General features: G+C 69.7%; 8 protein-coding genes. 2 read left to right on the top strand and 6 right to left on the bottom strand.

Going from position 1 to position 16,132, the window contains the following annotated elements; translation table 11 throughout:
• Positions 1-124 precede the first annotated feature (124 nt).
• On the top strand, positions 125-2,059 hold the full coding sequence (gene acs, locus AVT10_RS03130; RefSeq protein ID WP_066688265.1) for an acetate--CoA ligase: 1,935 nt from the start codon (positions 125-127) through the stop codon (positions 2,057-2,059).
• A 108-nt stretch (positions 2,060-2,167) separates the two neighbouring features.
• A complete protein-coding gene (locus tag AVT10_RS03125; protein WP_066688263.1) occupies positions 2,168-2,785 on the top strand; it encodes a response regulator in 618 nt (205 codons plus the stop codon).
• A 439-nt stretch (positions 2,786-3,224) separates the two neighbouring features.
• On the opposite strand, the gene AVT10_RS18835 is transcribed toward AVT10_RS03125, so the two are convergent.
• The 6 genes from AVT10_RS18835 to AVT10_RS03100 form a co-directional block, all read right to left on the bottom strand.
• Positions 3,225-6,482, bottom strand: coding sequence for a hybrid sensor histidine kinase/response regulator (locus AVT10_RS18835; protein ID WP_066688258.1), 3,258 nt, complete (start codon positions 6,480-6,482; stop codon positions 3,225-3,227).
• Between the two features lie 161 nt (positions 6,483-6,643).
• Complete coding sequence (locus tag AVT10_RS03115) at positions 6,644-9,967, bottom strand: error-prone DNA polymerase (RefSeq protein WP_066688257.1); 3,324 nt, start codon at positions 9,965-9,967, stop codon at positions 6,644-6,646.
• 276 nt (positions 9,968-10,243) lie between these two features.
• Positions 10,244-11,800, bottom strand: a complete 1,557-nt coding sequence (locus tag AVT10_RS03110; protein WP_232307853.1) for a Y-family DNA polymerase — start codon at positions 11,798-11,800, stop codon at positions 10,244-10,246.
• On the bottom strand, positions 11,685-12,476 hold the full coding sequence (locus tag AVT10_RS18675) for an ImuA family protein (protein WP_232307852.1): 792 nt from the start codon (positions 12,474-12,476) through the stop codon (positions 11,685-11,687). Before AVT10_RS18675 ends, AVT10_RS03110 begins: the two co-directional genes overlap by 116 nt.
• 265 nt (positions 12,477-12,741) lie before the next feature.
• Complete coding sequence (locus AVT10_RS03105; protein WP_066688337.1) at positions 12,742-13,626, bottom strand: transglutaminase family protein; 885 nt, start codon at positions 13,624-13,626, stop codon at positions 12,742-12,744.
• A complete protein-coding gene (locus AVT10_RS03100; protein ID WP_066688255.1) occupies positions 13,626-16,115 on the bottom strand; it encodes a circularly permuted type 2 ATP-grasp protein in 2,490 nt (829 codons plus the stop codon). The genes AVT10_RS03105 and AVT10_RS03100 overlap by 1 nt, the downstream gene beginning before the upstream one ends.
• Between the last annotated feature and the right edge of the window lie 17 nt (positions 16,116-16,132).

Below are 16,132 nucleotides of genomic sequence, written 5' to 3'. Positions count from 1 at the left end.
CCACACCTCGTGCCGCGCCAGTGTCATCTGCACGCGCCATGGCGGCCAGTACGACCTTGGTAGTAGGGGCCGACCGCTTGACGCGCGTACCCGCGACCGCACATCAGGCGCACAGGAGAGAAACATGACCCAGACGATCCACGCGGCCCCGCACGACGCCGTCGCCCAGGTGGACAAGGCCGAATATGACGCGCGCTACGCCGCATCGGTCGCGGACCCGGAATCCTATTGGCGCGAGGGCGGCCGCTGCATCGACTGGTCGCGGCCCTATACCGAGGTGAAGGACACCTCGTTCGACGAGGCCGATTTCCGCATCCGCTGGTTCGCCGATGGCCAGACCAACGTGTCGGTCAACTGCCTCGACCGCCATCTCGAGACGCGCGGTGACCAGACCGCGATCATCTGGGAAGGCGACGAACCGGGCGAGACGCGCAAGGTCACCTATCGCGAACTCCACAGCCAAGTGTGCTGCTTCGCCAACGTGCTGAAATCGAAGGGCGTGAAGAAGGGCGACCGCGTCACCCTCTATCTGCCGATGGTGCCCGAAGCCGCCGCCGCGATGCTCGCCTGCACCCGCATCGGCGCGATCCATTCGATCGTGTTCGGCGGCTTTTCGCCCGACAGCCTCGCCAACCGCCTCGTCGATTGCGACAGCCGGCTGGTCATCACCGCCGACGAAGGCTGTCGCGGCGGCAAGCGCATCCCGCTGAAAGCCAATGTCGACAAGGCGCTCGACCACGCCCCCGGCGTCGACACCGTCATCGTCATCCGCCGCAGCGGTGCCGACGTGCCGATGGTCGAGGGCCGCGATTTCTGGCTCCACGACCTCCTCGCCGACGCCTCGCCCGACTGCCCGGCCGAGCCGATGGACGCCGAGGACCCGCTGTTCATCCTCTATACCAGCGGATCGACCGGCAAGCCCAAGGGCGTTCTCCACACGACCGGCGGCTATCTGGTGTGGGCACACACCACCTTCCGCGACGTGTTCGACTATCGCGACGGCGAGGTGTTCTGGTGCACCGCCGATATCGGCTGGGTCACCGGGCATAGCTATGTCGTCTACGGCCCGCTGTCGAACGGCGCGACGACGGTCATGTTCGACGGCGTGCCCAACTATCCCGACCATGGCCGGTTCTGGGAAACGATCGACCGGCTGGGCGTCAACATCTTCTACACCGCCCCCACCGCCATCCGCGCGCTGATGCGCGAGGGCGACAGCTGGGTCACGAAATCGAGCCGGAAATCGCTGCGCATCCTCGGCTCGGTCGGCGAACCGATCAACCCGGAGGCATGGGACTGGTATCACCGCGTCGTCGGCGACCGGCGCTGCCCGATCGTCGATACCTGGTGGCAGACCGAAACCGGCGGCATCCTGATCTCGCCGCTCCCCTATGCCACCGACCTGAAGCCCGGCAGCGCGACGAAGCCGCTGCCCGGCGTGCAACCGATGATCGTCGATGCCGAGGGCAAGGAGCTGGAGGGCGCGACCGAGGGCAATCTGTGCATCACCGACAGCTGGCCCGGCCAGATGCGGACGGTGTGGGGCGACCACGACCGCTTCTTCCAGACCTATTTCACCACCTATCCCGGCAAATACTTCACCGGCGACGGCGTGCGCCGCGATGCCGATGGCTATTACTGGATCACCGGCCGCGTCGATGACGTCATCAACGTCAGCGGCCACCGCATGGGCACCGCCGAGGTCGAAAGCGCGCTCGTCGCCCACCCGAAAGTTGCCGAAGCCGCGGTCGTCGGCATGCCGCACGACATCAAGGGCCAGGGCATCTATGCCTATGTGACCCTGAACGCGGGCGACGAACCGACCGACGACCTGCGCGCCGAACTGCGGCAATGGGTCCGCAAGGAAATCGGCCCGGTCGCCACCCCGGACGCCCTCCAGTTCGCGCCCGGCCTGCCCAAGACCCGCTCGGGCAAGATCATGCGCCGCATCCTCCGCAAGATCGCCGAGAACGACACGTCCAATTTGGGCGACACTTCGACGCTCGCCGATCCGTCGGTGGTCGACACGCTGGTCGCCGAGCGTATCCGGCCGGCGTGATGCCCACTCTCGTCACCCCGGCCTTGAGCCGGGGTCCCGCTTCTTCTTCTGCCGTCGGTAAAAAGCGGTACCCCGGGTCAAGCCCGGGGTGACGCTGGAGAACGCGCGATGACCACCATCCTCGTCGCCGACGACCACCCGCTGTTCCGTCAGGCCCTGACCCTCGCCGTCCTGCAAGTCCGCCCCGACGCGCATATCGTCGAAGCCGGCTCGCTCGACCGCGCGGTCCAGGCCATTCGCGACGCCGACAAGCTCGCGCTGATCCTGCTCGACCTGAACATGCCCGGCGCGGTCGGCTATAGCGGCGTGGCCCTGCTCCATGCCGAAGCCCCCGACGTCCCCATCCTCGTCGTCTCCGGCGCCGATCGCGCCGCCGCCTTCGCCCAGGTTGCCCGGTTCGGCGCGGTCGGGTTCGTCGGCAAGGATGCGGCACTGGAATCGATCGAGGCCGCCATCGCCGCCGCGCTCGCCGGCGACCGCATGGCCCCCGACACCGCACCCGAAGACGACATGGCCGCCCGCGTCGCCGCACTCACTCCGATGCAGCTTCGCGTCCTGCTCGGCGTCCTCGCCGGCCGCCTGAACAAGCAGATCGCCCACGACCTCGGCATCGCCGAGACGACCGTGAAGGTCCACATGACCGCCGTGCTGCGCAAGCTCGACGTCGGCAACCGCACGCAAGCCGCCGTCGCCGCCCGCGCGCTCGGACTGGAAGTCACGGGCTAGGCCCTATTCCCCGTCACCCCGGGCTCGACCCGGGGTCCCGCTTCTTCTTCCCCGCCCACACAGGAAACCCTGTCCTACAAGCCACCAACCTGCCAGTATCGAACCCGCTCTTTCCCATCGTCGGCTTCGCTACCCCACCGCGCCCCATCCGGCCCCGCGACGAACACGTCACGAGTGTGAACTTAGTGACCTTTGGCGATTTTCCGCGGGTTTCGGGGACTGGTGGCAGACAACAACACGCACCTTTAAACAACTGGCGCCAGAACGAAGGCTGGGGCATCAACCGCCTCCTTCCCCGCGTTCGCAAACATGCGGTTAGTGTGAACTTAGTGAACTTTGGCTTGGTGGCACGGCCCCGACACGGGCAAAGCCCGTGCCGTCGGACGGCGCTCCCCGCGCCGCCGGCCGGCCGCGCCTCGGGTGGCTTGCAGTAGCTGCGCTACTGCTCGCCCGGCGCGGCTACCCACGCGTCGAACACCTCCCCCGCCAACGGCTTCAGCAACACCGTCACGCCCACCGCCTCAGCCGCCTCCGCCAGCGTCCGGCTCGCATCCGCCGTCACCAGCGCCGCGCGCAGCGCCGGCCTGACCGCGCGCAGCATCCCGATCAGCGCCAGCCCATCGACCTCGCCGCCCAGATCATGGTCGACGAACGCCACCTCCTCGCACACCCCGGCCAGCGCCTCCTCGACCGTCGCTGCCACCCGCACCCGGTGCCCCCGGCTGACCGCCAGCGCCGCCATCGCGCGCCGGACCCCGGCATCGTCATCGACGATCAGACACGACAGCGGCCCGACGTCGCGCACCGCCACCCGCGCCGGCACCGCCGTCGCCACGCCCTCGACCATCGGCAGCGTCACCGCAAAGCGGCTCCCCCGCCCGACCCGGCTGTTCAGGTCGACCTCCGCCCCCAGCAACGCCGCCGTCCGCGCGACGATGGCAAGGCCCAGCCCCAGCCCGGCATCCTCGGCCGTCGCCAGCCGCTCGAACTCGCGAAACACCCGCGCCCGGTCGGCCTCGGCAATGCCGGGTCCGCTGTCGACCACCTCGATCCGCGCCACGCCACCCCGCCGACGCACCCCGATCATCACCCCGCCCCGCGCGGTATAGCGCACGGCATTGCCCAGCAGATTCTGGACGATCGAGCGCAGCAGCACCCGGTCGGTTTCGACCACCGCATCCCCCGGCCCGATCCGCAGCACCAGCCCCTTTGCCCGCGCCTGATCGGCGAAACTGTCGACCAGCTCGACCAGCAGGCCCCGGACCCCGAAGCGCGTCGGCACCGGCACGATCCCCCCGGCATCCAGCTTCGATATGTCGAGCAGCGCCCGCAGCAACTGGTCCGCCGCCGCGATCGACTGGTCGATCCGCTCGGCCAGCGGCTTCGCCCGATCGTCCGCCCCCCGCGCCAGCGCGGCCGTGAACAGCCGTGCCGCGTGGAGTGGCTGCAACAGGTCGTGGCTGGCGGCGGCCAGGAACCGGGTCTTGTCCGCCGTCGCCCGCGCCAGCGCGGCATTGGCGTCGGACAGCGCGCGGGTCCGCTCCTCGACCCGCCGCTCCAGCTCGGCCCGCGCCGTCTCCACCGCACGCAATGCCTGCGCCTCGGCGGTGATGTCCGAAAAGCACATGACATAGCCGCCGCCCGGCATCGGCCCGCCCACGGTCTTCAGCACCCGCCCGTCGCTGCGCACCCGTTCGAAACTGTGCCGCGTCCCCCGCCGCATATGCGCCAGCCGCCGCGCGACATGGTCGTCGACCTCTCCGGGGCCGCAATCACCGCGCAGCGCATTGAACGCGATCGCATCGGCCACCGGCGCGCCGACCCGGATCATGCCGGGCGGGAACCCGAACAGGTCGAGATAGCGCTGGTTCCACGCGACCAGGTTCAGCTCCGCATCGACCACGCTGACCCCCGGATCGATATGCTCCAGTGTGGCGGCGAGTAGCCCCTTGGAAAATTGCAGGCTCTGCCCGCTCTCGTCCAGCATCCGCGCGACATCGTCCGCGCCCAGTCCCTCGCCCGACAGTGCGGACGCCACCAGCCGCCGTGCGGACGACACCCCGACCACCTGCGCCACCAGCCGTTCGGCCCGGCGCGCGGCGCGGGCATCGACATGGCTGCCCTCGCCCAGCTCCGCCCTCGCCCGCTCCTCGCCGACGAAGCGCGCGACCAGCTGGGTCAGCTCGGACAGGTCGCGCACCGGCGGCACCCGGTCGTCGCGGACGAAGGGCAGGCGCGGCGCGCGCGACAGGGCGACGGCGGCGTGGACGATCAGGTTCGCCGCCAGCGTCACCACCGCCGCCGCTGCGACCGCCCCCATCCCCGCCATCGCCGGGATCGGCAGCGGCGCTCCGCTCAGCGTCGGCACGAACAGCAGCAGCGTCCATCCGGCAAGGCCCGTCGCCAGCCCCGCCTTGGCCGCCAAGGGATCGCGCCCACCCCCGGCCACCGCCAGCAGCAGCGCGGGCGCGAACTGCGCCATCGCCGCAAAGGCGACCAGCCCGATCGTCGCCAGCCCGCGCGTCATCGGGATCAGCAGTGCGCTCATCAACGCCACGCCGATGATCCCGACGATCACGGCGCGGCGCACCCACAGCAGCGTCCGCCCGACATGCGCCGCTGCGGCCATGCGCGGGTGGCGCAGCAACAGCGGCGCGATCAGGTCGTTCGACACCATCGTCGCCAGCGCGACCGTCTCCATCACCACCATCGCCGTCGCCGCTGAAAAGCCGCCGACGAACCCCAGCAGCGCGATCGCCGGCGCTCCGGCGGCCAGCGGCATGGCGATCACCAGCAGGTCGGGCCGCGTCGCGCCGCCCTGCACCAGCGCGCCCCAAGTGATCGGCACGACCAGCAACGCGGTCAGCACCAGATAGGCGACGAACGGCCAGCGCGCCCGCGCCGGGTCGTGGCGGTCGTGCGCGGCGATCACCGTCACATGGAACTGGCGCGGCAGGCACAGCATCGCCGCCATCGCCAGCAACGTCGCAATGGCGAAGTCTCCGGCCGCCGGTGGCCGGGCAAAGCCGCTGCCCAGCCGCGCCATCCCCGCCGCCCGCTCCGCCGGTGCCGCCTCCACGACCAGCCACAACGCGAACAGCGCGACGGCGGCAAAGGCCGCGAGCTTGATGAGCGACTCCACCGCGACCGCCGCCAGCAGCCCGCCATCGGCCCGCTCCTTGGCATCGCCGCGCGTCCCGAAGCCGATGGCAAAGGCGGCCAGCACGATCGCGGTCACGATCATCGGCCGCGTCGTGTCGCCCAGGTTGGCCAGGGCGCCATAGCTGGTCGCGACCGACCGCAGCTGCAACGCGACATAGGGCACGGTCCCGGTCAGCGCGATCAGCGTCACCAAAGCCGCTACCCCTCGGCTGCGCGAAAACCGCCCGCCGATAAAGTCGGCGATCGACGTCGCCCCATCGGCCTGCACCGCCCCCACCAGCCGTACCAGCAACCGCCGTCCGAAGACGAACAGCAGGACCGGCCCCAGATAGATCGGCAGATAGGTCCACCCCTCGGCCACCGCGCTGCCGACCGCGCCATTGAACGTCCAGCTGCTGCAATAGACCGCCAGCCCCAGCGTATAGACCGCCCGCCGCCGCCCCGGCGCGATCCCCCGCCGCCGCACGACCCACGCCACCGCGAACAGCAGCGCGGCATAGCCGATCGCGACGACGAACAGCAGCAACCCGTTCATGGCCCTCCAAGGCAGCGATCGACCTTCAGCTCTTTCTCCGTCACCCCGGGCTTGACCCGGGGTCCCGCTTTCCTCGCCACCGTGGGGAAGAAGCGGGACCCCGGATCAAGTCCGGGGTGACGAAAAAGTAGGACCGTCCTACGCCGGGCGGCTGGGCGATGTCAGTGGAAATCGCGCGACTTCGGCACCAGCCGCACGTCGCGCGGGTGGCGCGACGCGACCGGGCGCACCACCTCGTCCCCCCGCGACGACGGCACCGGCGGCGGCGCCTCGCCCAGTGTGTCGAGCAGGTCGCTGCGGTCCCACACCCGCGCGCCCATCAGGTGCACGATCCCCTCGCGGCTGCGCTGCACCTCGCCCTCGACCAGCATCAGCCGCGCGCCCATCACCTCGCGCCGATACGCCTCAAACAATCGCGCCCACAGCACGACATTGGTGATGCCGCCCTCGTCCTCCAGCGTGACGAAGATCGCATTGCCCTTGCCCGGCCGCTGCCGCACGAGGACGAGGCCGGCGGCGGTGACCCGCGCGCCTGCCTTCGCCGCCATGATCCCGGCGCAACTCGTCACCCCCATCCGGTCGAGCCGCCCGCGCAGGAACTGCATCGGATGCCCCTGCAGCGACAGCCGCAGCGTCTGGTAATCGGTCACGACATGCTCGACCGCCGGCATCGCGGGCAATGTCATGTCCGGCTCCGCGCCCAGTTCGGCGGCTTTGGCATGGGCGAACAGCGGCAGCTCGGCATCCGGGGTTCGCCGCACCTCCCACAACGCCTCACGCCGGTCGAACCCGATCGATCGGAAGGCATCGGCATCGGCCAGCAGCCTGAGCGCCCGCTGCGGCAATCGCGCCCGCCGCGCCAGTTCCTCGACGCTGGCAAAGGGCCGCCCGGCGGCGATCGCCTCGGCCCAATGCTGACGGAACCCGTCCATCTGCCGAAACCCCAGCCTGAGCGCGAGGGGTATCCCCTCCTCCGTCACCCCGGGCTTGACCCGGGGTCCCGCTTCTTCAGCGACGTCGACAAGAAAGCGGGACCCTGGATCAAACGCAGGGTGACGATCACAGGCTAATCCTTCCAGCTTGTTATCCCAGTCGCTGACATTCACATCGATGCCCAGCACCGCGACCCCATGATCGCGCGCATCGCGGACGATCTGCGCCGGGGCGTAAAACCCCATCGGCTGCGAATTGAGCAGCGCACACGCAAACACCGCCGGGTGATGGCATTTGATCCACGACGACACATAGACCAGCCGCGCGAAGGACAGCGCATGGCTCTCGGGAAAGCCGTAGCTGCCGAACCCCTCGATCTGGCGGAAGCAGCGTTCGGCGAAGTCGGGTTCATAGCCGCGCGCGGTCATGCCATCGATCAGCTTCCGCCGGAAATTCTCGATCGTTCCCGGATTGCGAAAGGTCGCCATCGCCCGGCGCAGTTCGTTCGCCTCGTTCGGACTGAAGTCGGCGGCGACGATGGCGAGCTTCATCACCTGTTCCTGGAACAGCGGCACGCCGAAGGTCCGCCCGAGCAGGGTGCGCAGTTCGTCCGGATCATGTGGCGGCTTGGGCGACGGATAGGTGATCGCCTCCTGCCCAGATCGCCGCCGCAGATAGGGGTGCACCATATCCCCCTCGATCGGCCCCGGCCGCACGATCGCCACCTGCACCGACAGGTCGTAGAGCGAGGTGGGCTTCAGCCGCGGCAGCATGTTCATCTGCGCCCGGCTCTCGACCTGGAACACGCCGATGCTGTCGCCCTTGTGCAGCATGTCGTACACCGCCGCGTCGTCCGCCTTCAGGTCGACGGTCAGGTCATGCTCGCCCAGCCCGTGGTGCCGGAGCAGGTCGAACGCCTTGCGGATGCAGGTGAGCATGCCGAGCGCCAGCACATCGACCTTCATCAACCCCAGTGCGTCGATATCGTCCTTGTCCCATTCGATGAAGGTCCTCCCCTCCATCGCGCCGTTATGGATCGGCACCATCTCGTCCAGCCGCCCCTGCGTCAGCACGAACCCGCCGACATGCTGCGACAGATGGCGGGGAAATTCGAGGATCTGGTCGACCAGCCAGCGAAGCTGCGCGATCTCGGGATTGTCGATGTCGAACCCCGCGCTGGTATAGCGCCGCGCCTCCATCTGCCCGGCAAAGCTGCCCCACACGGTACTGCCCAGCCGCTGCGTTACGTCGCGGGTCAGGCCCAGCACCTTGCCGACCTCGCCCACCGCGCTCCTTGGCCGATAATGGATGACGGTCGCGGCGATCCCGGCCCGCTCGCGGCCATAGCGGCGGTAGATATACTGGATCACCTCCTCGCGCCGTTCATGTTCGAAATCGACATCGATATCGGGCGGCTCGCCGCGCTGTTCGGACACGAAGCGCGAGAACAGCAGATCATGCTCGTTCGGATCGACCGAGGTCACGCCGAGCAGGAAGCACACAATCGAATTGGCCGCCGACCCGCGCCCCTGGCACAATATCGGCGGATCGCAGGTCCGCGCGAACCGGACCAGATCATGGACCGTCAGGAAATAATGCGCATATTTCTGGCTGCGGATCAGCGCGAACTCTTCATCCAGCCGCTTGCGCACCCCGACCGGCAGGTCCGGCCCATAGCGCTCCTCCGCGGCGGTCATCGTCAGATGTTCCAGCCAGTCCTGTGCCTCCCACCCTGCCGGTACCGGCTCATGCGGATATTCGTACTTCAGGTCGGTCAGGCGAAACTCGATCCGCCTCAACAGCCTCACGCTTTCCTCGACCGCTTCGGGGCAATCGCGGAACAGCCGCGCCATCTCTTCGGGCGCCTTCAAGTGCCGCTCGGCATTCGCCGCCAGCTTGCGCCCGGCAGCGGCAAGGGTCGTGCCCTCGCGGATACAGGTCAGCACATCGTGCAGCGGCCGCTGCTCATGCGTCGCATAGAGCGCGTCGTTGGTCGCGAGCAACGGGACGCCGATCCTGCCGGCCAGCGCGATCCGCCCCGCCAGCCGCCGCCGATCGCGCCCGCCGCGCGGCATCGCGACCGCCAGCCATACCCGCCCCGGACAGGCATCGCGAAGCCGCGTCAGCAACGCTGCATCCGGCGCGGTGACGATCAGCAGCAACCCTTCCTGCCATGTCAGCAGGTCGCTCAATTCGAGGTGGCACTCCCCCTTCTTCGCCTTGAGATTGCCGCCGCTCAGCAACCGCGTCAGCCGCCCCCATGCCGCGCGGTCGGTTGGATAGGCGACGATGTCCGGCGTCCCGTCGGCGAACACCAGCCGCGCACCGACGACGAGGTCGAAGTCGTTGGGCGGCAATCCCTGCTCGACCAGCCCCTCATTCGCCTTCTTGAGCGACAGAAACGCCTGCACCACCCCCGCCACGGTGTTGCGGTCGGCAATCCCGATCCCGGCCATTTTCAGCTCGTTCGCCTGGCCGACCATGTCGCACGGCGGCGACGCCCCGCGCAGGAACGAGAAGTGCGTCGCGGCGATCAGTTCGGCAAAGGCCATCTCACGGACGGGCCTCGCCCGCCCCACCCGTCATCCCGGTGGAGGCCGGGATCCAAGGTTCCGCAATCGCCGAAGCCATTGAGTCTGCGGCACGGTGGATCCCGGCCTGCGCCGGGATGACGATTTGGCGAACGCCCAACCTTGACCCGCCCACCCCGAACGTCATTCCAGCGCAAGCTGGAATCTCCTGCGACAAGGATGCAGCGCCAGCCACAAGGAGACCCCAGCCCGCGCTGGGGTGACGATTGGGGCGGAGGATGCCGGATGTCGCGCGGCTCACGCGAACACCCCATGCACATACCATAGCGGATCGGGCGTCTCGCGATCGTACAGCCCGTGCCGGAAGATCCAGTAGCGCCGCCCGCGCACATCCTCGACCCGGTAATAGTCCCGCGTCCGCACCTTCGTCTGCCCCCTGCGCCACCACTGCGCCGCGATCCGTTCCGGCCCTTCGAAGCGGATCACGTCATGCAGCACCCGCCGCCAGCGAAAGCGGTGCGGCGGGCCGTCGGGGACTTCGGCCATCACCTCGATCCGCTGTGGCGGGTCAAACAGGTGGATCGGACGCAGCGGCGGCTCGCCCGCTTCGGGTGCGTCCCAGCCGGTCGGCACCGGCGCGTCGATCGCGTCGATGGTCAGCACCCCCTGTTCGGGCAGATGGCTGTCGCCCGGCGCGACCCGCGCGATCCGCCCGCGCCCCAGCCGGGTGCTGAGGCGATCGACCAGCGCCGCCATCGCCTCCTCGCTGACCGCTCCCCCTTCGAGCTGCAACTGTGTCGGCGCCAGCGGTTCGAGCGCCGGCACGCTCATGCGGATCATGTCGAAGCCGAACCCAGGATCGATCGGGTCGGCCAGCGCGTCGATCCGTTCGCGGAACAGCCGCAGGATCGAGGGCGGATCGCGCATCGGCAACCCGCTTTCGACTGCCAGATCGCGCAGCGCGCCATCGGCCCGGTACAGCCGCACCGCGAACCGCCGCCCGCCACGGTCGCGTGCGGTCAGCTCCGCCTCCGCCTCCGTCGCCAGCTCGCCGATCGTCGAAAGCACATCAGCGTCGCGTGCGATCGGTTCGGCGAAGCGCCGTTCGAAGAACAAGGCCGGCAGCGCCCGGCGCGGGCGCAACCGCTGGTCGGCATCGCCCAGCAAGCGCGCCAGTGCCGCCACCGTCTCTTCCCCGAAGCGCGCCGCGATCGGCGCGGTCGGGCGGCTGGCAAGGTCGCCGATGGTGCGCAGCCCCGCCCGGCGCAGCGCCACCGCAATCTCGTCGTCCAATCGCAGCGCCGCCACGCCCAGCCGCCGGATCGCAGCCGCCTCGCTTGCCGCCGGGGCACTCTGGAACCGGGCCAGCGCCTGCGCCGCATCGGGCGTATCGGCCAGTGCGTGGCGCAGCGTCCCGAACCGGGCGAGGCGCGACTCGACCTCCGCCACCAGCTCCGCCTCGCCGCCGAACAGATGCGCGCAGCCGGTAATGTCCAATGTCACCCCGTCGCCGCCGTCCAGCGCGACCAGCGGCGTGAACCGGTCGCAGGCATCGGCGATCCGTTCCAGCCAGCCATGATCGGCGAACGGATTGGCATCGACCACGACCAGATCAGGCAGTTGCGCCCGCGCATCGGCCAGCGCCATGCCGGGGGTGAGACCCTTGTCCAGCGCGTGGCGGTCGACCGATGCGATGCGCAAGGCCCCCCGCACCGTTTCGACACAGACGAACGGCGCATCATCCGGCACGACGCAGGGGTATTGGCGCAGCAAGCGGTCGCTCGGCAGGAACGGCCACCACAGCGCCAGATGGCGCCGACCGCTGGGTCGGGCTGGTGAAGACGGCTTGCTCACGGTTCCACTCCACTTGCCAGCGGCCATCGGCACTCCGGCCGCGCTGACGCAATAATTCGAGGTCGAAGGTCGGATGGCCCGGCGCATTGGCGGGCAGGGGTTGCGACGCGCAGGACCGCACCGCCCAGCGGGTATCGGCGGCACTCGCCACCGGAGTCGCGGCGATGCGCAGCAGCAGCGCCGTCACCCCGCTTTCCTCCGCCGCCAGCGCGAGGCGGCGGCTGGCGGTCAGGTCGAGTGCCTTCGGATCGCGGTGCAGTTCGATCACCGCCACCCCGACCCCGGCACAGCGCACGACATCGGCCGCCGCGCGCAGCACCGACAGCGCATCGGGCAGGAACCCCAGCAGCAGCCGCGCGGGATCGACGCCGATCTCGACCAGTCCCGGCGCATGGAGATGCCCGCCCCCGCGCACCGCCGCCTCCTCGCGCAGCCAGACGATACCGCCGCCCAGCCGAATCGACAGCATGCCGACAAAGCCGGTCGCGCTACCGGCATCGCCCGCTTCTGCCGCGAAAATCTCGTGCAGCCGCCCGCGCGCGATGCCGCCATCCAGCGCGGCGTCGATGTCGCCATGCCCGGTCGCCACCCGCACCGCCTTGCCTATCGGCGCGCGCCGCTCCATGGCGGCGACTTGCCGCTTCAGCGCGGACAGGGTGGACGACTCTGCGTTCATGGTTTGTTCTTTATCCCCCAACCCTTATGGATTCGTCAATCCGGGTTGGGTGGGGTTCACCATGGGTACCAAGAAGTAAGATTGTTTTCACGCGAAGGCGCGGAGACGCGAAGGGGGTTGCGCGGCTTGGCGAGCCTGTGCCCCCGGCAGACGCTCTACGCAGAAACCATGGAATAGGGCCGCTGGCGCGGGAGAAGCAGCGCCAAGCGGAGCCCCTCCGCGTCTTCGCGCCTCCGCGTGAAACCCTCTTCCTATCGCAAACCAACTACCCGACCGGCAAAGGCTCCACATCGACCGACACCTGCATCGTCTGCGCCCCCGACCCCAGCACCACGCCGTCGATCGGGGCGATGTCGGCATAGTCGCGGCCGATCGCCATCACGACATGATCCTCCGCCATCCAGATGCCGTTGGTCGGATCGACGCCGACCCATCCCAGTTCGGGACCGGCCCACACCAGCACCCACGCATGCGTAGCGTCCGCGCCGACCAGCCGCTCCTGCCCCGGCGGCGGCAGGGTGCGCAGATAGCCCGAGCAATAGGCGGCGGGCAGCCCCGCGCCGCGCAGCCCCGACAGCATGATCTGCGCGAAATCCTGACACACTCCGCCGCGCTTGGCGAAGGCTTCGGCGGGCGGCGTGTCTACCAGGGTCGCGGTCGGATCGAAGGCAAAGTCGCGCTGGATGCGACGGGCGAGCGCGATCGCCGCGTCGAGGATGCCGCGATCGTCGGCCAGATCCTCGGCACACCACTCGGCAATTTCCGGCACGATCGGCACATGGGCGGAGGGGAACAAGTAGCTGACCGGGCTGGCCGGACCGGCATCGGCGACCTTTGCGACCATGGCGCGAATATCGGCCAGCGTCGGGTCGGTCGGCGACGGCACCGGGATCGGCCGCTCGACACACACCGTCGCGCGGCTTTCGATCGTCAGCGTGCGTTCGGGCCGTTCGACCACCAGCCGTGTGACATTGGCCAGCCCCGCCTGCGCCCGCGCCGGATGGGTATGACCGCCCGGTTCGACCAGCAGCGCATAGTCCTCCAGCGTCTGCCCCGACCACAGGATCGGGCGGAGCCTGAGGTTGCAGCGCGCGAACCCCGCCGCTTCCTCATAATCGAAGCGGGTGATGTGGCGGATGGCGTAGCGCATCATGCCAGCGTCAGCCCGGCTTCGCGCAGCGCCTGCGCCCCCTGCAGGAAATAGCGGGTGGCGATGGCGTCGGACAGCTTCTGCAACTGCTGGTTGATCTCCAGCACCCAGCCGCGATCGACCCGTTCGGCCGATGCCATGGCGATGCCCGCGGTCAGGCGCGCGGCGATACGCTGTTGCGGTTCGGCGATGCCGGCATCGTTCAGCACCGGCAGTTTCGCCAGATGGCCGACGATCGTCTCCACCTGAAACGCGATGCCGCGCGGATTGCCGGGGTCGAGCGCGATCAGGTCAATCACCGGCACCCGCGCAAAGCCCATCAGATAGCGCTGGCGATAGCTGATCTGGCTGTTGGCGAGGTCGAGCAGGGTCGACAGATCCTCGGCATTGGCGCGACGCAGGTCGACCGCCAGCAGCGTGCGCGTCACCGCCAGCGCCCGCTCGATCCGGCGACCAAGGTCATGGAAGCGCCACGCATCGGTCCGCCCCATATGTTCGGCCGACAGCCCGGCCAGCGCGGCATAGCGGCGCTGCAACGTGCCCGCGCGGTCGAGCAGCGTGCCGGTGGTCGGATGCGGCGCATCGAGCAGGCGCACCATGTCCGCCGACAGCCGGTCGCGCGACACGCCGCCGATGCCGGTCGCCATGCGGTTGATTGCGCGGACGCTGCCCCAGCCGTCGACCGCCTCCATCGCCTCGCGCCCGAAATCGACCAGGTCGCGGCGGCGATGGCTGGGCGGACGCTCCGCCGCGCCGGTATCGGCGATGATCGTCACCAGCCGCTCAACGGTTTCGGGCGCCAGCGCGGCGCCGGTGTCGGCGGAGATCGAATGGCCGAACAGCACGCGGATGACGCCCAGCAGCGCCTCGCCCCGCTCCAGATAGCGGCCGAGCCAGAACATGTTGTCGGCGACCCGGCTGGGCAGCGTGCCGGGATTGCGGCGCAGTTCCACGCTGTCGGTCGGTTGCAGCAGCGATACCGGCGCGACCGGATCGGGGCCATGGACGATAACGTCGGCGGACCATGATCCTTCACCCATCACGGCGGCCCGCGCGTCGGGCTGGTCGCCGATCCGCACGAAGCCGCCGGGCAGCACGACCCAGCGCCCGTCTCCCCCCCGCGCCGCGAACACGCGCAGCGAGAAGGGGCGCGGCAGCAGCCCCTCACCGCACGCGGTCGGCATGGTCGACAGTTCGGCGACCTCCTGCCCGACATAATCCTGCGGCCGCAGTGCCATCGCCGCCGCCAGCCGCTCCCGCGCCGCACCGTCCAGGGTAGCACCCAGCACCGCGCCATCAGGTAACCCCGCCACCGCCGGCCCCGCAAAGGCGGGGCCGATCAGCAGCTGGTCGAGCGACGACAGCACCTGCGCGCGTGCGTCCGGGTCGCCGCACCACCATGTCCCGATCGACGACAGCGACGGCGCCCGCCCCAGCAGCCGCTCGCCCAGCGCCGGCAGGAACGCCGCGAAGGCTGGCGATTCGAGCACGCCGACGCCCGGCGCATTGGCGATCACGACATTGCCCGCCGCCATCGCATCGACGAGGCCGGGCACGCCGATGGTCGAATTGGCATCGAACGCCAGCGGGTCGATCAGCCGCGGGTCGATCCGCCGCCACAGCGCGTCGATCCGCTTCAGGCCCGCGATGGTGCGGACATAGAGCTGGTCGTCGCGCACGGCGAGGTCGGCGCCCTCGACCAGCAGGAACCCCAGATAGCGCGCCAGATGCGCCTGTTCGGGATAGCTGGGGTTGAGCTTGCCCGACGTCAGCAGCCCGATGCGCGGCTCGGCCCGGCGGCAGGCGGCGGCGATCCCGGCGCGCATCGCGGCAAAGAAGGGTGCGTGCCGCTCGACATTCATCCGCGACGGCAATCCGCCCAGCGTCCGCCCCATCGCCAGCCGGTTTTCGAGCGCATAGCCCGCCCCGACCGGCACGCGCAGATGATCGGCCAGCACCCGCCAGCGCCCGTCCGGTCCGCGGCACAGATCGGCGGCGACGAAATGCAGCTGGTGCCCACCCGGTGGGGTCAGCCCGACCATCGGGTGCAGGAACAGCGGCGATCCCGTCACCAGCATCGCCGGCAGCACGCCTTCGGCCACCAGCCGCTGTTCGCCATGAATGTCGGCGATGACACCCTCGAACAGGTCGGCGCGCTCGGCCATCCCCTCGGCGATGCCGCGCCATTCCTCCGCGCCGATCAGCAGCGGGACGGGGGAGAGTGGCCAGCGGCGCTCCTCATTCTCGCCCGCCGCGCGGTAGGCGGTGCCGATATCGTCGGCATGGCGCTGCGCCCGCTCGCGCGCGCCGGACAGGCCGTTGCCGGGCAGCGCCGCCAGTTCCTCGAACGCCGCCTCCCATGCGGCACGGTCCAGCCTCTCGGCCGCGGCGAGCATGTCGCCCTGCGGCGCCAGCGCGCGATAGTCGTCCAGCCAGCGCGTACCCGTCGCGCCAGCCTCGACCCGTCCATTGATTGCGCGGCTGGCCATACTGCTTCCCGATCCCG

This window comes from Sphingomonas hankookensis (assembly GCF_001619955.1).
Lineage (GTDB): Bacteria > Pseudomonadota > Alphaproteobacteria > Sphingomonadales > Sphingomonadaceae > Sphingomonas > Sphingomonas hankookensis_A.
Note: the sequence above shows the minus strand (reverse complement) of the source record. Positions and strands in the feature narration are given on the sequence as shown.